General features: G+C 72.4%; 17 protein-coding genes. 10 read left to right on the top strand and 7 right to left on the bottom strand.

The genetic code is table 11. From position 1 onward, the window contains the following. Positions 1 to 65: 65 nt before the first annotated feature. The 3 genes from ACZ4VI_RS27820 to ACZ4VI_RS27810 form a co-directional block, all read right to left on the bottom strand. Positions 66 to 644, bottom strand: coding sequence for a hypothetical protein (locus ACZ4VI_RS27820; protein ID WP_468003534.1), 579 nt, complete (start codon positions 642 to 644; stop codon positions 66 to 68). Positions 645 to 766: 122 nt separating this feature from the next. After that, a complete protein-coding gene (locus ACZ4VI_RS27815; RefSeq protein ID WP_468003626.1) occupies positions 767 to 1,444 on the bottom strand; it encodes a GntR family transcriptional regulator in 678 nt (225 codons plus the stop codon). 130 nt (positions 1,445 to 1,574) lie between these two features. Continuing rightward, the gene (locus ACZ4VI_RS27810) at positions 1,575 to 2,522 is read right to left on the bottom strand and encodes a beta-ketoacyl-ACP synthase III (protein WP_468003532.1); all 948 of its coding nucleotides are present in this window, start codon (positions 2,520 to 2,522) and stop codon (positions 1,575 to 1,577) included. A 221-nt stretch (positions 2,523 to 2,743) separates the two neighbouring features. On the opposite strand from ACZ4VI_RS27810, the gene ACZ4VI_RS27805 reads away from it, so the two are divergent. Genes ACZ4VI_RS27805 through fdhD form a run of 5 tightly spaced genes read left to right on the top strand, consistent with a single transcriptional unit; the run spans position 2,744 to position 9,274 of the window. Continuing rightward, complete coding sequence (locus tag ACZ4VI_RS27805; protein ID WP_468003531.1) at positions 2,744 to 3,721, top strand: 2-dehydropantoate 2-reductase; 978 nt, start codon at positions 2,744 to 2,746, stop codon at positions 3,719 to 3,721. Then, positions 3,718 to 5,649: a molybdopterin oxidoreductase family protein gene (locus tag ACZ4VI_RS27800; RefSeq protein ID WP_468003529.1), complete on the top strand. Its 1,932-nt coding sequence runs from the start codon at positions 3,718 to 3,720 to the stop codon at positions 5,647 to 5,649. The genes ACZ4VI_RS27805 and ACZ4VI_RS27800 overlap by 4 nt, the downstream gene beginning before the upstream one ends. After that, positions 5,630 to 7,564 carry an NADH-ubiquinone oxidoreductase-F iron-sulfur binding region domain-containing protein gene (locus ACZ4VI_RS27795; RefSeq protein ID WP_468003527.1) on the top strand — a complete coding sequence of 645 codons (1,935 nt, stop codon included), beginning with the start codon at positions 5,630 to 5,632 and terminating at the stop codon, positions 7,562 to 7,564. The genes ACZ4VI_RS27800 and ACZ4VI_RS27795 overlap by 20 nt, the downstream gene beginning before the upstream one ends. Further along, positions 7,561 to 8,421, top strand: coding sequence for a 2Fe-2S iron-sulfur cluster-binding protein (locus ACZ4VI_RS27790; protein WP_468003526.1), 861 nt, complete (start codon positions 7,561 to 7,563; stop codon positions 8,419 to 8,421). The genes ACZ4VI_RS27795 and ACZ4VI_RS27790 overlap by 4 nt, the downstream gene beginning before the upstream one ends. A gap of 4 nt (positions 8,422 to 8,425) precedes the next feature. After that, positions 8,426 to 9,274 carry a formate dehydrogenase accessory sulfurtransferase FdhD gene (gene fdhD / locus ACZ4VI_RS27785; protein WP_468003525.1) on the top strand — a complete coding sequence of 283 codons (849 nt, stop codon included), beginning with the start codon at positions 8,426 to 8,428 and terminating at the stop codon, positions 9,272 to 9,274. A 93-nt stretch (positions 9,275 to 9,367) separates the two neighbouring features. Here fdhD and ACZ4VI_RS27780 read toward each other — a convergent pair whose 3' ends face one another. The 4 genes from ACZ4VI_RS27780 to ACZ4VI_RS27765 all read right to left on the bottom strand — a co-directional run bounded on the left by ACZ4VI_RS27780 (position 9,368) and on the right by ACZ4VI_RS27765 (position 14,819). After that, positions 9,368 to 10,858: a SulP family inorganic anion transporter gene (locus ACZ4VI_RS27780; RefSeq protein ID WP_468003523.1), complete on the bottom strand. Its 1,491-nt coding sequence runs from the start codon at positions 10,856 to 10,858 to the stop codon at positions 9,368 to 9,370. Between the two features lie 175 nt (positions 10,859 to 11,033). Then, the gene (gene helR / locus ACZ4VI_RS27775; protein WP_468003522.1) at positions 11,034 to 13,196 is read right to left on the bottom strand and encodes an RNA polymerase recycling motor ATPase HelR; all 2,163 of its coding nucleotides are present in this window, start codon (positions 13,194 to 13,196) and stop codon (positions 11,034 to 11,036) included. A gap of 152 nt (positions 13,197 to 13,348) precedes the next feature. After that, positions 13,349 to 13,750, bottom strand: coding sequence for a thioredoxin domain-containing protein (locus tag ACZ4VI_RS27770; protein WP_468003520.1), 402 nt, complete (start codon positions 13,748 to 13,750; stop codon positions 13,349 to 13,351). Positions 13,751 to 13,769: 19 nt separating this feature from the next. Then, positions 13,770 to 14,819 carry a bile acid:sodium symporter family protein gene (locus ACZ4VI_RS27765; protein ID WP_468003518.1) on the bottom strand — a complete coding sequence of 350 codons (1,050 nt, stop codon included), beginning with the start codon at positions 14,817 to 14,819 and terminating at the stop codon, positions 13,770 to 13,772. A gap of 117 nt (positions 14,820 to 14,936) precedes the next feature. Between ACZ4VI_RS27765 and ACZ4VI_RS27760 the strand changes: the two genes are divergently transcribed. The 5 genes from ACZ4VI_RS27760 (at position 14,937) to ACZ4VI_RS27740 (ending at position 23,431) form a co-directional block, all read left to right on the top strand. Next, on the top strand, positions 14,937 to 15,803 hold the full coding sequence (locus ACZ4VI_RS27760; RefSeq protein WP_468003517.1) for a LysR substrate-binding domain-containing protein: 867 nt from the start codon (positions 14,937 to 14,939) through the stop codon (positions 15,801 to 15,803). 283 nt (positions 15,804 to 16,086) lie between these two features. Next, a complete protein-coding gene (locus ACZ4VI_RS27755; protein ID WP_468003515.1) occupies positions 16,087 to 17,910 on the top strand; it encodes an AMP-dependent synthetase/ligase in 1,824 nt (607 codons plus the stop codon). Between the two features lie 110 nt (positions 17,911 to 18,020). Further along, positions 18,021 to 19,268, top strand: a complete 1,248-nt coding sequence (locus ACZ4VI_RS27750) for an ABC transporter substrate-binding protein (protein WP_468003513.1) — start codon at positions 18,021 to 18,023, stop codon at positions 19,266 to 19,268. Between the two features lie 12 nt (positions 19,269 to 19,280). Next, positions 19,281 to 22,691 carry an ABC transporter permease subunit gene (locus ACZ4VI_RS27745; RefSeq protein WP_468003511.1) on the top strand — a complete coding sequence of 1,137 codons (3,411 nt, stop codon included), beginning with the start codon at positions 19,281 to 19,283 and terminating at the stop codon, positions 22,689 to 22,691. Further along, entirely contained in the window at positions 22,688 to 23,431 is a 744-nt protein-coding gene (locus ACZ4VI_RS27740) for an ABC transporter ATP-binding protein (protein WP_468003509.1), read from the top strand. Before ACZ4VI_RS27745 ends, ACZ4VI_RS27740 begins: the two co-directional genes overlap by 4 nt. Positions 23,432 to 23,434 lie beyond the last annotated feature (3 nt).

Here is a 23,434-nt window from a genome sequence, read left to right as displayed (position 1 = left end):
CTCCCCGTGTACGTGATGGCGCTCCTCCGCCCCGGACCTCGTCACCCCGGGGCGGAGGAGCCGTATCAGAGGCGGTCGTCGGCGACGCGGCGGCGCATAAGCAGCACGCCGCTCCCGAGGGCGCCCGCGATCAGCGCGGTGCCCGTGACGACCTCCATGACGCCGAGTTCGCCGGCGCCGCCGCCGAAGCCGGCCTTGACGCCCTTGTGCGCGGCGGTGGAGCCGCCGGCGATGGTGAGGGTGGCGGTGCCCTTCTGGCCCTTGCATTCGAAGGTCACCTGGTACTCGGCGCCGACCTTGGCAGCGGCGTCGACCGTGGCGGTGCCCGCGTGGCCCTCGTTGAGCGTGACCTTGTCGAAGACCCCGGAGGTGACGGTCACGGTGGGGACCTCGCAGCCGTCGGCCTTCAGCGTGACCGTGCCGCCGGGGGCGACCGTCTCCGGGGAGACGGAGAAGCCGAAGGACGTGATGTTGTGACCGGTGCCGTCGCCGGTGCCCTGTCCGGTGCCCTGTCCGGTGCCCGTACCGTCGCCCAACGCACCGTCACCCCACGCGCCGTCGTCGGCCGCACCGGCCGTCGGCGCGGCCAGGCAGAGGGCGGCGGTGGCGAGCAGGGCCGTGGCGGCACCACGTATCGCGCGCATGGCGGTCGTTCCTCCCGGTCAGGCGAGGGCCGTTGTCCCTCGACCCGTCCGAAGCTAGGACGGGCTCGGGGCCGCCGCCACCGGGCTCCGGCGAACGGGTGCACCACGCACATGCCAGACCGTCAGCCCTGGCTGTGTTCGCGGTAGGTCGTGCGGGTGTGTTCCGTGTGGGCGCGCATGATCGTCGTGGCGCGGGTCTCGTCGCGGGCCGCGATCGCGTCGATCAGGTCCCGGTGTTCGTTCCAGGACTGCTCGCCCCGCTGCCGGGCGACCGGCGTGTAGTACCAGCGGACGCGGCGGTCGACCTGGCCCGCCAGTTCGGACAGGACGAGGTTTCCGGCCAGTTCCATGACCTTGGCGTGGAAGGCCGCGTTCGTGGCCACGGCCAGATCGACGTCGTCGTCCGCCACGGCCTGCTCGCCCCGCGCGCAGAGCTCCTCGAGCGCGGTGATCCCGGCCGAGCCGGAGTTCGCGGCGGCGAGCCGGGCGGCCTCCGCCTCCAGGAGCGTACGGACGGAGAGCAGCTGGTCGGCCTCCTCGTCGGTCGGCTCGTGGACGAACGCGCCCTGCGCCGGCCGCAGGTCGACCCAGCCCTCGGTGTTCAGCCGCTGGAGCGCCTCGCGCACCGGCTGGCGGGAGACGCCGAGGTGTCCGGCCAGTTCGCTCTCGACCAGATGCTGACCGGGGCGCAGCGCACGGGTCGTGATCAGTTCGAGCAGCGCCTCGTAGACCCGGTCGCGCAGCGGCCCCGGCCGCTCCAGCCTGGGCACGGCCCCCTGCGGCAGTCCTGCGGACAACATCGCGGCCCCCTCGTACGCCGTAGCGATCAGCACGGATTGGCTATCGTCTACAGTCTACCGACGCACATGTCCAGGCATGCGGCCCGCCGCGATCTCGGCCGAAACGAGCCCAAGGGCCCCAGGCCGGGTACTACGGGACGCGGACGACCTGTCCCGCGTACGAGAGGTTTCCGCCGAAGCCGAAGAGCAGCGTCGGCGCCCCGGACGGCAGCTCCCCCCGTTCGACCAGCTTGGCGAGCGCCAGCGGGATCGAGGCGGCGGAGGTGTTGCCGGACTCGACCACGTCACGGGCGACGACCGCGTTGACCGCGCCGATCTTCGCGGCCAGCGGCTCGATGATGCGCAGGTTGGCCTGGTGCAGGACGACCCCGGCCAGGTCCTCCGGCGCGAGGCCCGAACGCTCGCACACCTCGCGGGCGAGGGCGGGCAGCCGCTGGGTGGCCCAGCGGTAGACGGACTGGCCCTCCTGCGCGAAGCGCGGCGGGGTGCCCTCGATCCGGACGGCGTGACCCATCTCCGGGACGGAACCCCAGAGCACCGGGCCGATTCCGGGCTCGGCGCCCTCCCCCACGGCTTCGACGATCGCCGCGCCCGCACCGTCGCCGACGAGCACACAGGTCGTGCGGTCGGTCCAGTCCGTGACCTCGGTCATCTTGTCGGCGCCGATGACCAGGGCGCGCCGGGCGGCGCCCGCGCGGATCGCGTGGTCGGCGGTGGCGAGCGCGTGGGTGAAGCCCGCGCAGACCACGTTGAGGTCCATGGTGGCGGGCGAGGTCATGCCGAGCCGGGCGGCGACGCGGGCGGCGGTGTTGGGCGAACGGTCGATCGCCGTCGAGGTGGCGACGAGGACCAGGTCGATGTCGGCGGCGCCGAGGCCGGCGGCGGCGAGCGCCTTGCCGGCGGCGTGCGCGGCGAGTTCGTCCACGGGCTCGTCGGGTCCGGCCATGTGGCGCGTCCTGATGCCGACCCGGCTGCTGATCCACTCGTCGCTGGTGTCGACGAGCGCGGCCAGGTCGTCGTTGGTCAGCACCTTGGCGGGCTGATAGTGCCCGAGCGCGGCGATACGAGTGCCCGTCATGCCCGGGACCCCCTTGGGTTCATGTGGAAAGCAGGACCTCCCAGTCTTGCCAGCGACTGATCGGTAACCGGGGTCGTAAACCACCAAGATTCGCCCGTAGGTGTTGGGAGACCGTGACAAGGGACGTTCCCCAACCCCTTGTCACTCACAGTTCCATACTGTAGACAATATTTCGTCGACACTCAGTTTTGCGGTTCCCTCGACCGAACGGAGACCCGCACGTGAAGGTCGCAGTCCTCGGCGCCGGTGCGATCGGCGCCTACGTCGGAGCCGCGCTCGACCGCGCCGGCGCCGATGTCCATCTGATCGCCCGTGGACCGCATCTCGCGGCCATGAGGCAGCACGGCGTACGGATCGAGAGCCCGCGCGGCGATTTCACCGCCCGCGTGCACGCCACCGACGACCCGGCCGACATCGGCCCCGTCGACTACGTCTTCCTGGGCCTGAAGGCCAACGCCTACGCGGCGTGCGGGCCGCTCATCGCGCCGCTCCTGCACGACACCACGGCGGTCGTCGCCGCCCAGAACGGCATCCCCTGGTGGTACTTCCACCGCCACGGCGGCCCGCACGACGGCCATCGTGTCGAGAGCGTCGACCCGGGCGGCGCGGTGTCGGCCGTCCTCGCCCCCGAGCGGGCCATCGGCTGTGTCGTCTACGCCGCGACCGAGCTCAGCGGTCCGGGCGTCGTCCGCCATCTGGAGGGCACGAGGTTCTCCATCGGCGAGCCCGACCGCTCGGCGTCCAAGCGCTGCGAGGTGTTCGCCGAGGCGATGCGCGCCGGGGGCCTGAAGTGCCCGGTCGAGGCGGAGCTGCGCCACGACATCTGGATCAAGCTGCTCGGCAACATCTCCTTCAACCCCATCAGCGCGCTCGCCCGGGCGACGATGCGCCAGATGTGTCTGCACGGCGGCACGCGACAGGTGATCGAGCAGATGATGCACGAGACCCTGGCCGTCGCCGCGGCCCTGGGCTGCCGTCCCGACATCTCCGTCGAGCGCCGCCTCGCCGGGGCCGAGCGGGTCGGGGACCACCGCACCTCCACCCTCCAGGACCTGGAGCGCGGCAAGCCGCTGGAGCTGGACGTGCTCCTCGCGGCCGTGGTGGAGCTCGCGGACATCACCGGCGTACCGGTGCCGACGCTCCGTACCGTCCACGCCCTGTCGGATCTGCTCGCCGCACGGTTGGGGAACACGACATGAAGAAGCGGAACCGCGAACCGAAGACGTACACCCGGCTCACCCACCCGCTCGTACGGGACGAGAAGGGCGGGCCGCTGCGGCCGGCGAGCTGGGACGAGGCTCTGGACCGGGCGGCGGCCGGATTCCGGGCGGCCCGGGGCGCGTTCGGGATGTTCTCCTGCGCTCGCGCGACCAACGAGATGAACTACGTGGCGCAGAAGTTCGCGCGCGTCGTGATGGGCACCAACGACGTCGACTCCTGCAACCGTACGTGTCACGCGCCGAGCGTCGCCGGTCTCTCGGCGGTCTTCGGCTCGGGCGGTGGCACCTCCTCGTACGAGGAGATCGAGCACACCGACGTGATCGTGATGTGGGGCTCCAACGCCCGCTTCGCGCACCCGATCTTCTTCCAGCACGTACTGAAGGGGATACGGAACGGGGCGCGGATGTACGCGGTCGATCCGCGCCGCACCTCGACCGCCGAGTGGGCCGAGAGCTGGCTCGGGCTCGACGTCGGCACGGACATCCCGCTCGCGCACGCGATCGGCCGCGAGATCATCCACGCGGGCCTGCACAACCGGGCGTTCGTGGAGCGCGCGACGAGCGGCTTCGAGGAGTACCGGGAGCTGGTCGAGCCGTGGACGCTGACGGCCGCGTCGAAGGTGACCGGCGTACCGGCCGCCGCGATACGGGAGTTGGCGCATGCCTTCGCCCGCGCCGAGCGGGCCCAGCTGTGCTGGACGCTCGGCATCACCGAGCACCACAACGGCACCGACAACGTTCGCGCGCTGATCAACCTGGCGCTGCTGACAGGGCATGTGGGGCGGTACGGCTCCGGGGTGCAGCCGTTGCGCGGGCAGAACAACGTGCAGGGCGGCGGGGACATGGGCGCGATCCCGAACCGGCTGCCCGGCTTCCAGGACATCCTCGACGCGGAGGTGCGGCGGAAGTTCGAGTCCTTCTGGGGCACGGAGATCCAGCCCCGGTACGGGCGGACGCTGACCGAGATGTTCGAGGCGATGGAGACCGGCGAGCTGCGGGCCGTGTACTGCATCGGCGAGAACCCCGCGCAGTCGGAGGCGGACAGCGGGCAGGCGATGGAGCGGCTCGCCAAGCTGGACTGCCTGGTGGTGCAGGACATCTTCCTGACGAGGACCGCCGAGTTCGCGGACGTGGTCCTGCCGGCGACTGCGGCCTGGTGCGAGACGGACGGCACGACGACCAACAGCGAGCGGCGGGTGCAGCGGGTACGGAAGGCGGTACGGCCGCCGGGCGAGGCCCGCGAGGACATCGACATCATCTGCGAGCTCGCGCGGCGGCTCGGCCACGAGGAGTGGAAGTACGCGGACGCCGAGGCCGTCTGGAACGAGCTGCGGGCGCTGTCGCCGGACCACTGGGGCATGACGTACGACCGCCTGGAGGAGCATCAGGGCATCCAGTGGCCCTGCCCGGACCTGGAGCGCCTCGAACCGTCCTTCCTGCACGGCCGCTTGTGGGAGATAGAGCCCGAACTGCGGGGCAGGCGCGCCCCGTTCGGGATCGTCCGGCACGATCCGCCGGTCGACCTCACGGACGAGTCGTACCCGATCCGGCTGACGACCGGGCGGCGGCTCGACTCGTACAACACCGGTGTGCAGAGCGGGAGTTTCGCCTCACCGCTGCGGCGCGGGGAGTACGTGGAGCTGTGCCCGGAGGACGCGGAACGGTACGGGGTCGCGGTGGGCCAGGAGGTCCGGGTGACCTCACGGCGCGGGTCGGTGGTGGCGCCGGTGTGGGTCGATCCCGCGCTGCGGCCGGGACTCGCGTTCATGACGATGCACTTTCCGGACGAGGTCGACACCAACCAGCTGACGATCGAGGCGAACTGTCCGATCGCGGGCACGGCGGAGTTCAAGGCGTCGGCGATACGGATCGAAAGGGTGGCGGACGATGGATCTGCGCTTCGGTGACGCCAAGCCGACGGACGAGGAACGGGAGGCGGTCGACGCGGTCCTCGGTCCGCCGGAGTCGGCGTGGGAGGGCGCGGACGACCGCTCGGCGGCGGATCTGCGGTGGGCGCGGGGCGGGCGGGAGGCCCGGGAGCGCAGGGACCTGCTGCTGCCGGGGCTGCACGCGCTCAACGACCGGGTGGGGTGGATCAGCAAGGGGGGCCTGGACTATCTGTGCCGGCGGCTCACGGTGCCGCCGGCGGAGGCGTACGGGGTGGCCACGTTCTACTCGATGTTCGCGGTGCGCCCGCGTCCGGCGCAGGTCCTGCACGTCTGCACGGACCTGACGTGCGCGGCTCGCGGCGCGGGTGCGGTGACGGCGGGCCTTGAGGCGGAGGGCGTCGCCTTCGAACCGAGTCCGTGCCTGGGGCTGTGCGAACGGGCGCCGGCGGCGCTGGTGGTGCGGGCGGGGGTGGAGCGCGCACGGGACGGGGGCCAGGTCCCCGACGAGGCGCCGCCAGGGTCCGGAACGGGCGCGCCCACCCGCCTTGCCCGCGTCGTCGCGCCCGCGACGGTCGGCACGCTTGCCGGGGTCTGCCGGCACCCCGAGGAGGCCGCGCCCGAGGCACCCGCCATTGCGGCCGTCCCGCAGGCGGGCCACGCTGCGCGACCGGTGCGGGCCGGTGGTCGGGTTGTGCCCACCCGTCCCGCCCTGCGGGACGATTGCCCACAACCGCGGGAGCTCCAACTCCTCGCCCGTGTCGGGGTCGTCGACCCGTACAGCGTCGACGACTACCGGGCGCACGGCGGGTACGCCGCGTTGCGGCGGGCGTTCGCGCTGGGGCCGGCCGGGGTGATCCGGGAGGTTACCGAGTCCGGGCTCGTCGGGCGGGGTGGGGCCGCGTTTCCCACCGGGCGGAAGTGGCAGGCGACCGCCGCGCAGCCCGACGGCCCGCACTATGTCGTGTGCAACGCGGACGAGTCGGAGCCGGGCACCTTCAAGGACCGGGTCGTCATGGAGGGCGACCCCTACGCGCTCGTGGAGGCGATGACCGTCGCCGGGTACGCCGTCGGTGCCCACCGCGGGTATCTGTACATCCGCGGCGAGTACCCCCGTGCGTACGAGCGGCTCACCCACGCCATCGGGGAGGCCCGCGCCCGTGGGCTCCTGGGCGAGGACGTCCTCGGCAGCGGCTTCGCCTTCGACATCGAGATCCGGCGCGGCGCCGGGGCGTACATCTGCGGTGAGGAGACCGCCCTCTTCAACTCCATCGAGGGGTACAGAGGAGAACCCCGGACCAAGCCGCCCTTCCCCGTCGAGAAGGGGCTCTTCGGCAAACCCACCGCCGCCAACAACGTCGAGACGCTCGTCAACGTGCTCCCGATCCTCACCCAGGGCGCCGAGGCCTTCCGGGCCGCCGAGACCAAGCTCTTCTGCGTGTCAGGGAACGTCACGCGCCCCGGCGTGTACGAGCTGCCGTTCGGCGCCACTCTCGGCGAACTCCTCGACCTCGCCGGGAAGCCCGACACCCTGCGCGCGGTCCTGCTCGGCGGCGCGGCCGGCGGGTTCGTCCGTCCCGACGAGCTGGACATCGCGCTCACCTTCGAGGGCACCCGCGCCGCCGGCACCACGCTCGGCTCCGGGGTCGTCCTCGTGCTCGACGAGTCGGTGGACCTGCCGCGGATCCTGCTGCGCATCGCCGAGTTCTTCCGCGACGAGTCCTGCGGCCAGTGCGTGCCCTGCCGGGTCGGCACGGTCCGGCAGGAGGAGGCGCTGCACCGCATCAAGGACCGTACGGGCGCCGCCGCCACCGCCGACATCGCCCTGCTGCGCGAGGTGGGCCAGGCCCTGCGGGACGCCTCGATCTGCGGTCTCGGCCAGACCGCGTGGAACGCCGTCGAATCCGCCATCGACCGTCTGGGGGTCTACAGGTGACCACCGTTCCGCTCGCCCCGCCCCGCCGCCTCCTGGAGTTCACGCTCGACGGCACTCCCGTGCGCGTCCCGGAGGGCGCCACGATCCTCGACGCCTGCCGGGCGGCCGGCACGGACGTGCCGACGCTCTGCCACGGCGACACGCTCACCCCGAAGAACGCCTGCCGCGTGTGTGTGGTCGAGGTCGAGGGAGCCAGGACCCTCGCCCCGGCCTGCTCGCGCCGAGCCGAGGCCGGGATGGTCGTCCGTACCGACACCGAGCGCACGCGGCACAGCCGGAAGATCGTCCTGGAGCTGCTCGCCTCCTCCGTCGACCTGTCGACCACCCCGGGTGCCGCCGAGTGGATCAAGGAGTACGGGGCGGAGCCCGACCGCTTCGGCCCGGAGGCGCGCCGACTGGGCGAGGAGCCCCGGATCGACAACGACCTCTACGTCCGCGACTACGACAAGTGCATCCTCTGCTACAAGTGCGTCGACGCGTGCGGCGACCAGTGGCAGAACTCCTTCGCGATCTCTGTCACGGGCCGCGGCTTCGACGCGCGGATCGCCGTCGAGCACGACGGGCCGCTCACCGAGTCCGCGTGTGTGTACTGCGGCAACTGCATCGAGGTCTGTCCGACGGGGGCTCTGAGCTTCAAGCGGGAGTTCGACATGCGGGCGGAGGGCACCTGGGACGAGGCGGCGCAGACGGAGACGACGACGGTCTGCGCGTACTGCGGAGTGGGCTGCAATCTCACGCTGCACGTGCAGGACAACGAGATCGTCAAGGTCACCTCCCCGCACGACAACCCGGTGACCCATGGCAACCTCTGTATCAAGGGCCGTTTCGGCTTCCAGCACGTACAGAATCGGGTGTAACCACATGGGACGGGTCACCGAGCGGCGGCGGGTCATCCGGATCCGCGGCGAGGCCGTGAACGAGCGCCCGGACACGCTGGTGGCCGAGGAGCCCCTGGAGATCCGGCTGAACGGTAAGCCGCTCGCGATCACGATGCGCACGCCGGGCGACGACTTCGCGCTCGCCGCCGGGTTCCTGGTCAGCGAGGGAGTGCTCGGCGCCGCCTCGGACGTACGGAACATCGTGTACTGCGCGGGCGCCAAGGACGACGGCACGAACACGTACAACGTGGTGGACGTCCAGCTGGCGCCCGGGGTCCCCGTCCCGGACATCACGCTGGAGCGGAACGTGTACACGACGTCGTCGTGCGGCCTGTGCGGCAAGGCCAGCCTGGACGCCGTCCGCACCACGGCACGCTTCCCCATCGCCGACGCTCCCCCGGTGCGGCTGACGCCCGAGCTCCTGGCCCGCCTCCCCGACCGGCTGAGGGCCGCGCAGCGGGTCTTCGACCGGACCGGGGGACTGCACGCGGCGGCGCTGTTCTCGGAGGAGGGCGAGCTGCTCGACGTACGGGAGGACGTGGGCCGACACAACGCGGTGGACAAGCTGGTGGGCCGGGCCCTGAGCGACGGCCGGCTGCCGCTGGAGCGGGCGGTCCTGCTGGTCTCCGGCCGGGCCTCGTTCGAGCTGGCGCAGAAGGCGGTGATGGCGGGCATCCCGGTGCTCGCGGCCGTCTCGGCGCCGTCCTCGCTTGCCGTGGACCTGGCGGCGGAGACGGGACTCACGCTGGTCGGCTTCCTGCGCGGCCAGGACATGAACGTGTACGCGGGCGAGCACCGGATCGCCCTCGGGGCCGCGGCGTCCCGGGGCTGACGGGCTCCGCACGCTGCACGGGTCGGGCCATCGGCCGGCGGGGAGCGCCCCCTGCGCCGGCCGGTCCCGCACCGCTCCCCCGGGCGCCCTGCCTCAGTGGCCGGCGGTGAGTTCGCCGGTGAGCCGGCCGTGTAGCGCGGCGCTGCGGTGGTCGAGGCCGGTGATCTCGACGGTCTTGCCGCGCTGGGCGTACTTCGTCTCGATCGCGTCGAGTGCCGCGACGGAGGAGGCGTCCCAGATGTGGGTGTCGGACAGGTCGATGATGACCTTCTTCGGGTCGCCCGCGTAGTCGAACCGGCCGACGAGGTCGTTGGAGGAGGCGAAGAAGAGCTCGCCGGTGACCCGGTAGACGACGGTCGTGCCGTCGGGGTCGACGACGGAGGTGACCTCCGCGAGGTGGGCGACGCGCTTGGCGAAGATCACCACGGCGGTGATCGAGCCGACGACGACACCGACGGCCAGGTTGTGCGTGGCGACCACGGCCACGACGGTGATCAGCATGACGGCGATCTCCCCGGCGGGCATCCGCCTGAGGGTCCTCGGGGCGACGGAGTGCCAGTCGAAGGTCGCGAACGACACCATGATCATGACGGCGACCAGGGCGGCCATGGGGATGTCGGAGACGACCGGGCCGAAGACGATGCACAGCACCATCAGGAACGCGCCCGCCAGGAACGTCGACAGGCGCGTGCGCGCGCCGGAGACTTTCACGTTGATCATCGTCTGGCCGATCATCGCGCAGCCGCCCATGCCGCCGAAGAAGCCGGTGACGATGTTGGCGATGCCCTGGCCGATGGACTCGCGGGTCTTGTTCGAGCGGGTGTCGGTGATGTCGTCGACCAGCTTCGCAGTCATCAGCGACTCCATCAGCCCGACCAGCGCCATCGCGAACGCGTACGGGGCAATCGTCGTCAGCGTGTCGACGGTGTACGGCACGTCGGGCAGGCCCGGAACGGGCAGGGACGACGGCAGGTCGCCCTTGTCGCCGACGGTCGGCACCGCGATCCCGGCCGCCACGGTGATCACGGTAAGGATGCCGATGGAGACCAGCGGCGCCGGGACCACGGTGGTGACCTTCGGGAAGAACACCATGAGCGCCAGACCGGCGGCGATCAGCGGGTAGACGGCCCAGGGGACGTTCCGCATCTCGGGGACCTGGGCCATGAAGACCAGGATGGCGAGGGAGTTGACGAAGCCGACCATCACCGAGCGCGGGACGAACCGCAGCAGCCTCGCGACCCCGAGCGCGCCCAGGACGATCTGGAAGACACCGGCCAGGATGACGGCGGCGATCAGGTACCCGAGGCCGTGCTCGCGGTTGAGCGGCGCGATCACGAGCGCCACCGCGCCGGTCGCGGCGGAGATCATCGCCCGCCGTCCGCCGACGACCGAGAGCGTCACGGCCATGGTGAAGGAGGCGAACAGGCCGAGTGCCGGGTCGACCCCCGCGATGATCGAGAACGAGATCGCCTCGGGAATGAGCGCCAGGCCCACGACGAGTCCGGCCAGGATCTCGGTACGCCAGACCTTCGGGTCACGCAGCCAGTCGGGCTTCAGACCGCGCAGGAACGCGGCCGGGGACACGGCGGGAGCGGAAGAGGACAAGAGAAGGGGAACCTGTCGTGCTGGGCACGCCCCTACGGCGGGGCGGGGCGCGGACGGCCCGATGCGGGGCCGGAGGGCGAGGGGGATCGACCCGAGGGGATCGAACTGGGGGGATCGACCAGCAACCCTACCGGCCCGCGCGTACGGCTCGGGGTCAGTCGCTCGTGAGGATGACGAGCTGCTGGGTCGCGCGGGTCATCGCGACATAGCGGTCCACGGCTCCTTCGATGCCCTCGCCGAACGTGTCCGGGTCGACGAGGACCACCAGATCGAACTCGAGCCCCTTGGACAGCCCCGGGGTGAGCGACTGGACGCGGGACGTCGGCGTGAACGTCGGGTCACCGATGACGCACGCGACCCCGTCGGCGTGCGCGGCGAGCCAGCCGTCGAGGACCGAGTCCAGCTCCGAGACGGATCCGTGGGCGACGGGAACGCCGTTGCTGCGGATCGACGTCGGGACGTTGGCGTCCGGGAGCGCGGCGCGGATGACCGGCGCGGCCTCCGCCATGACCTCTTCCGGCGTCCGGTAGTTGATGCTCAGGGAGGCCATGGTGATCCGGTTCAGACCCACCCGCTCGAGCCGTTCCTCCCACGACTCCGTGAACCCGTGCCGGGCCTGGGCGCGGTCGCCGACGATGGTGAAGCTGCGGGACGGGCAGCGCAGGAGGAGCATCTGCCACTCCGCGTCGGTCAGCTCCTGGGCCTCGTCCACGACGATGTGCGCGAACGGGCCGGCGAGCAGGTCCCGGTCGGTGGTGGGCAGTGCGGAATCGTCGATCAGGCTGTCCTGCAGGTCCCTTCCGCGCAGCATCGTGACCGCGCCCTCGCCGTCGTCATCGGCGGCGAGCACGTTGTCGATGACGCCGGCCATGCGCTCGCGTTCGGCGGCGACCGCGGCGTCGTGGCGCCGCTTGCGCAGGGACGCCTCCGGGTCACCGAGCCGCTGCCGTGCCGCGTCGAGCAGCGGCAGGTCGGACACCGTCCAGGCCTGGGGGGCCTCCTTACGCTGCAGCTTGCGCACGTCGTCGCGGTCGAGCCACGGCGCGCACATCCGCAGGTAGGCGGGAACGGACCACAGGTCGCCGACGAGGTCGGTCGCTTCGAGCAGCGGCCACGCGCCGTTGAGGGTCGTGACCAGCTCCCTGTCCCGCATGAGCGACCTGCGGAACTCCTCGGGCGGGACGTCGCCGTCGAACTTGTCCATCAGGATCGTGACCAGCTCTTCCCAGATCTGCTCGCGCGCCTCGTTGTGCGGGGTGCCCCGCCCCGCCGCCTCGAAGGCCTCGGCCCAGTCGTCGGCGCTGAGCCGGATGTCGGCCCAGTCGGTCGTGACCGTCATCCCCTCGGCGGGCGGCTCCTCGTAGAACCTGACGGCCATCTCGACCGTCTTCACCATGTCCGCGGACGACTTCAGGCGGGCCACCTCCGGGTCGGTCTCGACGGCCGCCGTGGCGCCCTCGTCGACGAGGTCCCGCAGGGTGCAGGTCTGCACGCCCTCCTCGCCGAGGCTGGGCAGGACGTCCTCGACGTACGCCAGGTAGGGCCGGTGCGGTCCGACGAACAGCACGCCGCCCCGGCGGTGACCGAGACGGGGGTCGGAGTAGAGGAGGTGGGCGGTGCGGTGCAGGGCGACGACGGTCTTTCCCGTACCCGGCCCGCCGTCGACGACGAGCGCGCCACGGGACTCCGCCCGGATGATGGCGTCCTGGTCGGCCTGGATGGTGGCGAGCACGTCCCGCATCCGGGACGAACGGTTGCTGCCCAGGCTGGCGATGAAGGCGGACTGGTCGTCGAGCGCGGCGTGCCCTTCGAGCCCGTCGGCGGTGAACACCTCGTCCCAGTAGTCGCTGATCCGGCCGCCGCTCCAGCGGTACCTGCGCCGGCTCGCCAGCCCCATCGGGTCGGCGTGGGTCGCCGCGAAGAACGGCTCGGCCGCGGGGGAGCGCCAGTCGAGCAGCAGCCGGCGCCCCGTGCTGTCGGTCAGGCCGAGTCGTCCGATGTAGACGGGCTCGGGGTCGTCCGCGCCGACGATGCGCCCGAGGCACAGGTCGAGGCCGAAGCGGCGCAGGGCGCGCAGGCGGCCGGTCAGCCGGTGGACCTCCATGTCCCGCTCCATCGCCTCCCGGCCGACGCCGCCGGGCGCCCTGCGCACGGCGTCGAGACGGTCGGACAGTTCGGCGATGGACTGCTCCAGGCTCTCCGCGATGGCCGCGAAGTGCCGCTCGTCGCCGGCGATCAGCGTTGGGTCGGACTTGAGGGAAAGGTGGTCGGAAAGCTCGAACGCACTGGTGGAATCGACCGACAACACATCACGCACTTCGTGGATCTCCCGTTTTTTTCCGCAGAGTTGTGACCTAGGCCCGCGATTCTGCGCCACGACGGGGGCCTTGCCGCAAGCCCCCCAGTGCGCTATACGTTAGGAGTGGCGAGGGGTGGGTACGTGTTCGCCACCATCTGGTTCGCCACCATCTAGCGCGCGCGACGCGCCGTTTCCGCCGGCGGATCGATCAGCTGGAGCGCGAGCGTGGCCGGGGGCTCCGCGATTCCCGGACCACCCGCGGCGGTCCAGGCCAGGATGTCGTCGAGGCAGTCGTCGTCCACGGTGAAACCGACCCAGGCGGCCCGCCCGCCACGGCGGCGGCCCTCGGTCGAGGGCTGGACCACGACGACGTTGGCCTGTGCGCAGGGGCCGAGGCAGTCGCTCGTACGGACGGACAGCCGGCCGCCGGATTCAACCGCGGCCCTGCGGAGCCGGGCGAGTTGGCCCGCGTGGTCGACGCCGGGGTTCTTGCGCGGGTCGCCGCAGCAGCACCCCCGGCAGACCACCAGGGAGCAGGGGCGGGCGCCGTAACGTATCGGGACGCGCGTCACTCGGGTCCGCCCAGGGTCATCAGGTGGACGAGAACGAGCGCGGTGCAGCTGGGATCGAGTGCGGGCATGGGAGAACGGTAGCGGGCTCGTTGATCTCCGGGTCCCGGGAGCGGCGCCTGGCGATCACCGCGCAGACCATCAGCTGCATCTGGTGGAAGAGCATCAGCGGCAGGACCGCCAGCGAGGCCTGCGCTCCGAACAGCACGCTCGCCATGGGGAGTCCGGCCGCCAGGCTCTTCTTCGAGCCCGCGAACTGGATCGCGATCCGGTCCGCCCGGTCGAAGCCGAGCCGCCTCGCGCCGTACCAGGTCAGCGTCAGCATCACCGCGAGCAGGACCGCCTCGACCACGAGCAGCAGGCCGAGCCGTACGGGGGTGACCTGGTGCCAGATGCCGGCGACCATGCCGTGGCTGAAGGCCGTGTAGACGACGAGCAGGATCGAGCCCCGGTCGACGTACCCCAGCGCCTTCTTCCTCCGTACGAGGAAACCCCCGACCCAGGGCCGCAGCAGTTGGCCCGCCATGAACGGCACGAGCAGTTGGAGCACGATCTTCAGCAGCGAGTCGGCCGAGAAGCCGCCGGCGCCGCCGCCGAGCAGGGCAGCGGCGAGCAGCGGGGTGAGCACGATCCCGGCGAGGGAGGAGAAGGAGCCCGCGCAGATCGCGGCCGGGACGTTGCCCCGGGCGATCGAGGTGAACGCGATCGAGGACTGGACGGTGGAGGGCACCAGGCAGAGGAAGAGCAGGCCGCTGTAGAGCGGCGGCGTGAGAACGGCCGGTACGAGTCCCTTCGCCGCGAGCCCGAGGAGCGGGAAGACGACGAAGGTGGCCGCGAGGACCGACACGTGGAGCCGCCAGTGCTTGAGCCCGTCCAGCGCCTCGCGCGTGGAGAGCCGGGCGCCGTAGAGGAAGAACAGCAGGGCGATGGCCGCCGTCGAGGCCCCGTCGGCGACCGTCGCGGCCGCGCCGGAGGCGGGCAGCAGGGCCGCGAGGCCGACCGTGCCGAGCAGCGCCAGGATGTACGGATCGACCGGCAGCCAGGACGGCAGGAGGGTGGTACGGCGGCTCATGTGCTCCACTGCTCTCGGGCGACAGATCGTGCCTCCCCATCCTGCTCCCCGCGACGGCGATCGGGAATCCCGTGCAGCGCTCTTACTGTCATCACATATCGCGATAACCTTTCTCTCGTGTACGACCCCACCCAGCTCCGGACCTTCCTCGCCGTCGCCCAGACACTGAGCTTCACCCAGGCCGCCCGCCGGCTCGGCGTCCGGCAGTCGACCGTGAGCCAGCATGTGCGGCGCCTGGAGGACGCGACCGGCCGTCCGCTGTTCACCCGGGACACGCACAGCGTCGAGTTGACGGAGGACGGCGAGGCGATGCTCGGCTTCGCCCGGACGATCCTGCAGGCCCATGAGCGGGCCGCCGCCTTCTTCACCGGAACCCGGCTGCGCGGCCGGCTGCGCTTCGGCGCCTCGGAGGACTTCGTGGTGACCCGGCTGCCCGAGATCCTGGAGTCGTTCCGGCGCGAGCACCCCGAGGTGGATCTGGAGCTGACCGTCGAGCTGTCCGGGACCCTGAACGCGCGCCTCGAGGCGGGGCGGCTCGACCTGATCCTCGCCAAGCGGCGCGCCGAGGAGAGCGGGGGCGAGCTGGTCTGGCAGGACTCGCTGATCTGGATCGGGGCGCCGCGGCTACGGCTCGACCCGGACCGGCCGGTGCCGCTCATCGTCTTCCCGCCGCCCGGCATCACCCGCGCCCGGGCGCTCGAAGCGCTGGAGGCGCAGGGGCGGGCCTGGCGGATCGCGTGCACGAGCAGCAGTCTGAGCGGCAACATCGCGGCGGCCCGCGCCGGGCTCGGGGTCATGGCGCACACCCGTGGGCTGGTTCCGCCCGGTCTGACGCAGCTGCCCGCCCGGGCGGGGCTGCCGGACCTGGGCGACGTCGACTTCGTTCTGCGCAAGGGCCGGCGGCGCGGGACGACCCAGGATGCGGCCGACGCCTTGGCCTCGGCGATCCTTGCGGGCGGCGACCGACTGCACCGGCCCCGCTGAGCTGCCGGCCCGCTGCGCCGCTGGCCCGCTGAGCCGCCGACCGGGTCGGGCCGTCCGAAAGTGAGCGGTCGGTACAGATTCCGTGGAGATTCCGGACCACCCTGCTTACTCCACGGTCAGTAACGCCCCCCGGCCGCCCGTGACCTACCCCCCTCCCCCTCCCCTGACCTGTGACAACACCCAATGTCCCGGCTTGGTGAAGGCCCTCCCGCCCGCCGGTCGGGTGGGGTACCGTCACCCGCGCCGTACGGAGCGCGACAACGAGCGGTCGAGGAGCAGGTCATTGCGCGAGTTCACCGTGCCGCCCGTCGAGGCGGCGCCTCAGGTCGGCGGTCTGGCGGACGCCGTGTTCGACCGCGCCGAGCAGACTCCCGACCGGGTCGCGCTCGGCCGCAAGGACGGGACCGGGCGGTGGCAGGACGTGACGGCGGCCCAGTTCCGGGACGAGGTGCTCGCGCTCGCGAAGGGGCTGATCGCGCACGGCGTGCGGTTCAACGACCGGGTCGCCATCATGGCCAGGACCCGCTACGAATGGACCCTGTTCGACTTCGCGCTGTGGACGCTCGGCGCGCAGCCCGTACCGATATACCCCACCTCCTCGGCCGAGCAGGTCCACTGGATGCTGCACGACGCCGAGGTCACGGCCTGCCTGGTGGAGCACGAGGACCACGCGATGACCATCGGCTCGGTCGTCGACCGGCTGCCGCGGCTGAAGCGACTGTGGCAGCTCGACGCGGGCGCGGTCGACGAACTGATGGCGGCGGGTACGGAGATCGACGAGGACGTCGTGCAGCGGCACCGCCGGGCGGTGACGCCGGACTCCGTGGCCACGATCATCTACACCTCGGGGACCACGGGCCCTCCCAAGGGGTGCATCCTCACCCACTCCAACTTCATGTTCGAGACGGACATGCTGATCGGCCGCTGGGAGCCGGTCTTCCACTCCAGGCCCGGCGACGAGGCCTCGACCCTGCTCTTCCTGCCGCTCGCCCATGTCTTCGGCCGGATGGTGGAGGTCGCTGCGGTACGGGGCGGGGTGAAGCTGGGACATCAGCCCGTCATGCAGGCGTCCGCGCTCCTGCCGGACCTGGCCGCGTTCCGGCCGACGTTCATCCTGGCCGTGCCCTACGTCTTCGAGAAGGTCTTCCACGCCGCCCGCCGCAGGGCGGAGAGCGACGGGAAGGCGGGCCCCTTCGACAAGGCCGTCGACGTGGCCGTCAAGTACGCGGAGGCGATGGAGCACAAGGCGTTCGGGACCGGACCCGGCCCGTCGGCCGGGCTGCGGATGCAGCACCAGTTCTTCGAGAAGGTCGTGTACGGGAAGGTCCGCGAGGCGATGGGCGGGCGGGTGCGGCACGCGATGTCGGGCGGCTCGGGCATGGCCCGGCGCCTAGGGCTCTTCTTCGAGGGCGCCGGGGTGACGGTCTTCGAGGGCTACGGCCTGACGGAGTCCTCGGCGGCGGCGACGGCGAATCCGCCCGAGCGCGTCAAGTACGGGACGGTCGGGCAGCCGGTGCCGGGGACGACGGTGCACATCGCCGAGGACGGGGAGGTGTGGCTGCACGGCGGCCAGATCTTCTCGGGGTACCTCAACAACCCGCAGGCCACCTCCGCCGTGCTCAACGCCGGCTGGCTGGCGACCGGGGACATCGGGGCCCTCGACGAGGACGGCTATCTGACGATCACCGGGCGGAAGAAGGAGATCCTGGTCACGACCAGCGGCAAGAGCGTGTCGCCTGCCGGTCTTGAGGAGCGGGTGCGCGCGCATCCGCTGATCGCGCAGTGCATCGTGGTGGGCAACGACCGGCCGTACATCGCCGCCCTGGTGACGATGGATCAGGAAGCGGTGGAGCACTGGCTGGCGATGCAGGGGCGGGCGCCACTCCCACCGGCGGAACTGGTGCGGGACCCGAGCCTGGAGACGGAGATCAGGCGCGCCGTGGTGGCGGCCAACACCTCGGTCTCCCAGGCGGAGTCCATCCGGACGTTCCGGATCCTGGCACATCCGTTCAGCGAGGAGCACGGGCTGCTCACGCCCTCTCTGAAGCTGAAACGCAAGGCGATCGAGAAGGCGTACGCGGCGGAGGTCGAGGCGCTGTACGGCTGATCGCCCAGCGGGTCCCAGGTCTCTGACGCTTCACCAATTGATGCTGAATCAGTTATTGACGGTTCATCAGCATGGTCACAGAATGCGGTCACCCGACGGAGGGATCGCCCATGCCTCGACCGTTGCGCACCATCGCCGCCGCCTTCGCCCTGCTTCTCGTCACCGCCTGCAACTCCGCCTCCAGCGGCGGCAGTACCCCCTCCTCGGTACGCGGAGTCACCGCGGACTCGGTCAAGGTCGGCGGCATCGTCTCCATGACGACCGCGAGCGGCTACTCCAAGAAGGACACCGACCTCGGCGCCCGCGCCCGCTACGACCGGGCCAATGCCGAGGGCGGGATCAACGGCCGCAGGATCGAGTATCTGGGCGCCGAGGACGACGGCCAGGACCCGGCGAGGAACCTGGCGGCGGCCCGTAAGCTCGTCCAGCAGGACAAGGTCTTCGCCGTCTCCCCCATGAGCTCTGTCACCTTCGCCGGGGCCGACTTCCTCAACGGCCAGAAGGTCCCGACCGTCGGCTGGGGCACGCTCCCCTCGTTCTGCGGGCCGCAGTACATCTACGGGTTCAACGGCTGCCTCGTCCCCACCCCCGGCGGCACCCTCAACCAGACCTGGCCCGAGGGCCTCGCCGCCGTCCTCGGCGGCGCGAGCGGCAAGTCGGTCGCCCTGATCGCCGGCGACAACGACGCCGGCAAGTTCGGCATCCGTACCTTCACCCAGGGCTTCAAGGCGGCCGGCTTCCAGGTCGCGTACGCCAAGGCCGTGGTGCCGGCGACCTCGATGCCCAGCGACTGGTCGGCGTACACCAAGGAGATCCTGCGCTCGGGCCCCGGCGGCGGCGCGCCCGACGCCGTGGTCTCCGTGATGCAGACGCCGTACAACATCGGCCTGTTCACCGCCCTCAAGCGGTCCGGCTACAAGGGCGTCATCTCCGACCCGACGGACTACGACCCCGGGCTGCTCGCCAAGGACGCGACGAGGCAGGCGCTCGACGGGGTGCACGTGCTGTTGCAGTTCCAGCCGTTCGAGGCGGACAGCCCCGCGATGCGGCAGTTCAAGGCGGACATCAAGAAGGCGGCGGGCGGCAAGGAGGTGCCGCTGAACATTCATATGATGACCGGCTACATGTCCGCCGACCTCTTCCTCTCGATCGCTGCGAAGGCGGGCAAGGACCTCACCGTCGAGTCGTTCCAGAAGGCCGCGTCCGGGTTCTCCGACACCGGGACGCTCGTGGGCGACCGGGCCGAGCCCAAGGGGCAGAAGGAGAGCTTCGGCTGCGGGGCGCTGGTGCGGCTGAAGAACGGGCGCTACGAGGTGGCCGTGCCGTTCAAGTGCTATCCGCCGATTCCCTTCGGCTGAGGGGCGCGTCGCGTGGGTGACCTGCTGGGCTTCGTCCTGAGCGGGCTGGTCTCGGGCGCGCTGTACGCGCTGCTCGCGACCGGGCTCGTGCTGTCGTACTCCGCGTCCGGGCTCTTCAACTTCGCGCACGGCGCCACCGCCTACCTCTGCGCGCTGGCGTTCTACGAGCTCCACTCCGGCTTGGGATGGCCGGCCGTGCCCACCGCCCTGCTGCTGGTGTTCGTGGTCGCCCCTGCCCTCGGCTGGGGCCTGGACCGGCTGATGTTCCGGAAGCTGGCGGGCGTGGGCGAGACCGCGCAGATCGTGGCCACGATCGGTCTGCTGGTCGCCCTGCCGGCGGCCGGGCTGTGGGTGGTCGAACTCCTGGAGCGGGCGGGCGCCGCGGTCCTGCCGGCCGAGAACCAGTTCGGCCTGCCGGGTGTCGGGCCCAGCCCGGCGGTGTCCTGGCAGCCCCTCGACGGTGTCGGCATCGACTCCGACCAGCTGATCACGTGGGTCGCGACGGCGCTCGCGGCGGCTGGGTTGTGGGTGCTGATGCGGCACACCCGGCTCGGTCTGCTGCTGCGGGCGGCCGTCGACAACCGTTCGCTGACCGAGCTGCGGGGCATCAGCGCGGACCGGCTGTCCTCGATCGCGTGGATGCTGTCCTCGGGCCTCGCGGGCCTCGCCGGTGTCCTCGCGACGCCGCTCCTCGGGCTCTCCGCCCACGACTACACCCTGTTCCTGTTCGTCTCGGCGACGGCGGCGGTGCTCGGGCGCTTCGCGTCGGTGCCGCTCGCGTTCGCGGGCGGGCTCGGGCTCGGGGTGGTGCAGAACCTGGTCGCCGGGTACGCCTCGTTCGCCGAGGACATCACCGGCTTCCGTACCGCCGTCCCCTTCCTCATCCTCTTCGCCGGACTCGTCGTCCTCGCGCGGCGGCGGCGCGCGGCGGGCACGGCGGCGGCGGACCCGCCGCCGGTCGACTACCTGGCGGGGAAGGGCTGGGGCCGCAGGTGGGGGGCCTGGGTGGTGGGCGGCGTGCTGCTCGGTACGGCGTTCTACACGGTCACCACGCCGTTCTGGAGCGGGATCCTGGCCCAAGGGCTCGCGATCGGGCTCGTGTTCATGTCGTTCACGGTGGTGACCGGCCTCGGCGCGATGGTGTCGCTTGCCCAGGCGACGTTCGTGACCGGCGCCGGGCTGGTCGCGGGGCTGCTGATGAGCCGCGGCTGGCCCTTCGTGGCCGCCGCGGCGGTCGGCACGGCCGCGGCGGCGGTGCTCGGGGCGGTGGTCGCGCTGCCCGCGCTGCGGCTCGGCGGGCGGTCGTTGGCGCTCGCCACGCTGGCCCTCGCCTTCCTGGCGGACCAGGTGCTCTTCCAGCTGGGATGGCTGCGCAACGGCGACACCGGGTGGGAGATCCCCCGGCCCGTCGTCGGCCCGGTGGACCTCGGCGACGACCGGGCGATGGGGCTCGCGCTCGTCCTGCTGTCCGGGGCGGTCGTCGCGCTGCTGACCTGGCTGCGGGGCTCACGGTGGGGCCGCGCGATCCTCGCGGTGCGTTCGGCGCCTGAGGCCGCCGCGGCGTCGGGGGTGTCGGTGGTACGGACGAAGCTCCTCCTCTTCACGGTGTCGGCGGGGCTCGCGGGCTTCGGGGGCGTGCTGTACGCCTCGTACAACACCCGGATCACGGCGACGGACTTCACGGCGATGACGGGGTTGGTGTGGCTGGCGGTGGTGGTCGCGGCGGGCGTGCGGCGGCCGCAGTTCGCGGTGGTGGCGGGGCTGGTCTTCGCCGTCGTCCCGCACCTGATGGCGACGTACGTCACGGAGTCCGCGCACCTGCCGGTGATCCTCTTCGGCCTGGCGGGCCTCGCGCTGGCGAACGACCCGGACGGGTACTGCGCGGCGTGGCCGTCGAGGCGGGCGGGTGCCGGTGCGGGGGCGCGAGCGGGTGCGCGGCCGGTGCGGGCCCCGCACGGGGCTCCCGCCGGGGGGCCGGGGGCAGGGCCCCGGGACCCCGGGCGGGGGCGGGGGGCCCTGCCGGGGACTGTTCCCCCACCCCGCCCCTTCCCGAAACCGGGGGCAAGCCCCCGGACCCCCGGGGACCAGGATCGAGGGCAGGGCCCCCGACCCCCGGAGGGCGGCAGCTTCGCGCCGCGGGGCGGGGGCGCCGGGCCGGTCGAGCCCGCATCGCGAGCGGATCACCGCCCAGACACGCTGTCGGCAGACGTGCCGGTCCCCGAGGGTGCCGTCCCCGCGCCGCGAGGCGCGATCGGCGCCGCCGCGCAGACGGCCGGCGACCCGCCCCCGTCGCGCCCGCCGGAGCCGGCGGAGCCGTACATCGCCGACGCCAGGCGCACCGCGCCGGGTTCGCGGAGCGGGACGCGGGCGGCGGGGCCGTACGTCGGCGGGGGCACGGGCCCGGGTACGGGGAGCGGGGGGCCGTACGTCGGCGGGGGCGCCGCGCCGGGTTCGGGGAGCGGGGCTCGGGCGGCGGGGCCGAACGTCGGCGGTCGCGGGGGCACGGCCCCGGGGTCGGGGAGCGGGACGCGGGCGGCGGGGGCGTACGGCGAGGGCGCCGCGCCGGATTCGGGGAGCGGGGCTCGGGCGGCGGGGCCGAACGTCGGCGGTCGCGGGGGCACGGCCCCGGGGTCGGGGAGCGGGACGCGGGCGGCGGGGCCGAACGGCGAGGGCGAGGGCGCCGCGCCGGATTCGCGGAGTGGGGCTCGGGTGGGGCGGGGTGCCGGGCCAGCGCTTGAGTTGAGCGGGGTGCACGCCGGGTACGGTGGCGCGCGCGTGCTGCACGGGGTGGATCTCGTGGTGCGGGGCGGTGAGGTGCTTGTGCTGCTTGGGCCCAACGGGGCCGGGAAGTCCACGGTGTGCCGGGTGGCCGCCGGGCTGCTGCGGCCCGACGAGGGGGGCGTACGCGTGCGGGGCGAGGATGTCGCGCGGGACACGGCCGTCGCGCGGGCGCGGCGCGGGGTGCGGCTCGCGCCCGAGGGGCGGGGGATCTTCGCCGGGCTGTCGATCGAGGAGAACCTGGCCCTCCAGCTCCCCGCGCCCGAGGACCGGGACGCCGTCTACGCCCGCTTCCCCGTGCTCGCCGCCCGCCGTACGGTCCCCGCCGGGTCGTTGTCGGGCGGGGAGCAGCAGATCCTCGCCCTCGCCCCGCTCCTCCAGCACCCGCCGGCCGTCCTCGTCGCCGACGAGCCCTCCCTCGGTCTCGCGCCCCGCGTCGTGGACGAGGTCTTCCGCCTCGTCAGCGAGCTGCGGGCGAGCGGCACGGCGTTGCTCATGGTCGAGGAGAAGGCGGCCGAGGTGCTCGGCATCGCCGACACCGTCGCGTACCTCGCACAGGGCGAGATCGCCTGGTCCGGGCCGCGGTCCGAGGTGGATCCGGACCGCCTCGCCGAGGCCTACCTCGGGACGGGGGTCCGCCGATGACAAGTGCGTTGCTCCACGCGCGCGGGATCGACGTCCGCTTCGGCGGCGTCCACGCCCTGCGTGACGTGACGATCTCCGTACGCCCCGGCGAGGTCTGCGGCCTCATCGGGCCCAACGGCGCCGGCAAGACGACGCTCTTCGACGTCCTGTCCGGGATCCGTCGGCCGGACGCGGGCGGGATCGAGTACGCCGGTACGGACATCACCCGCCGCTCCCCCGTCTGGCGGGCCCGCCACGGCATCCACCGCACCTTCCAACGCCAGCAGCTCTTCGGGCAGTTGACGGTGACCGACAACCTGGTCGTGGCTCAGGACTGGCGGGGCGGCCCGCGCCGGAGCGCGCGGCACCGGGAGCGGGCCGCCGCCGTGCTCCACGAGTGCGGGCTCGACGCGCTCGCAGGCGCGTACGCAGGCGCCCTGCCCGTCGGGCAGGCCCGCATGGTCGAACTCGCCCGCGCCCTCGCCGACCCGCCCCGGGTCCTCCTGCTCGACGAGCCCGCGTCCGGCACAACCGCCGAAGAGCGCCGTCAACTCGCCGCCGTCATCCGGCACATGGCCGACGAGGAGAACTGCGCGGTGCTGCTCGTCGAGCACAACGTGGCCTTCGTGATGGAGCTGTGCTCACGGGTCGTGGTGCTCGACCTCGGCCGGGTCCTGGCCGAGGGGACGGCGGCCGAGGTACGGGCCGACCCGGCCGTGCGGGAGGCGTACCTCGGCTCGGCACCCGTACAAGGGGAATGAGAT

This window comes from Streptomyces sp. NPDC029169 (genome assembly GCF_055563935.1).
This window is presented reverse-complemented; position numbering and strand designations above follow the sequence as displayed.

Bases quoted from the DNA above. Each gene is read 5' to 3' on its own strand.
- ACZ4VI_RS27820 (WP_468003534.1), bottom strand. From the start codon at position 644: ATGCGCGCGATACGTGGTGCCGCCACGGCCCTGCTCGCCACCGCCGCC.
- ACZ4VI_RS27815 (WP_468003626.1), bottom strand. From the start codon at position 1,444: ATGTTGTCCGCAGGACTGCCGCAGGGGGCCGTGCCCAGGCTGGAGCGG.
- ACZ4VI_RS27810 (WP_468003532.1), bottom strand. From the start codon at position 2,522: ATGACGGGCACTCGTATCGCCGCGCTCGGGCACTATCAGCCCGCCAAG.
- ACZ4VI_RS27800 (WP_468003529.1), top strand. From the start codon at position 3,718: ATGAAGAAGCGGAACCGCGAACCGAAGACGTACACCCGGCTCACCCAC.
- ACZ4VI_RS27795 (WP_468003527.1), top strand. From the start codon at position 5,630: ATGGATCTGCGCTTCGGTGACGCCAAGCCGACGGACGAGGAACGGGAG.
- fdhD (WP_468003525.1), top strand. From the start codon at position 8,426: ATGGGACGGGTCACCGAGCGGCGGCGGGTCATCCGGATCCGCGGCGAG.
- ACZ4VI_RS27765 (WP_468003518.1), bottom strand. From the start codon at position 14,819: ATGAGCCGCCGTACCACCCTCCTGCCGTCCTGGCTGCCGGTCGATCCG.
- ACZ4VI_RS27750 (WP_468003513.1), top strand. From the start codon at position 18,021: ATGCCTCGACCGTTGCGCACCATCGCCGCCGCCTTCGCCCTGCTTCTC.
- ACZ4VI_RS27740 (WP_468003509.1), top strand. From the start codon at position 22,688: ATGACAAGTGCGTTGCTCCACGCGCGCGGGATCGACGTCCGCTTCGGC.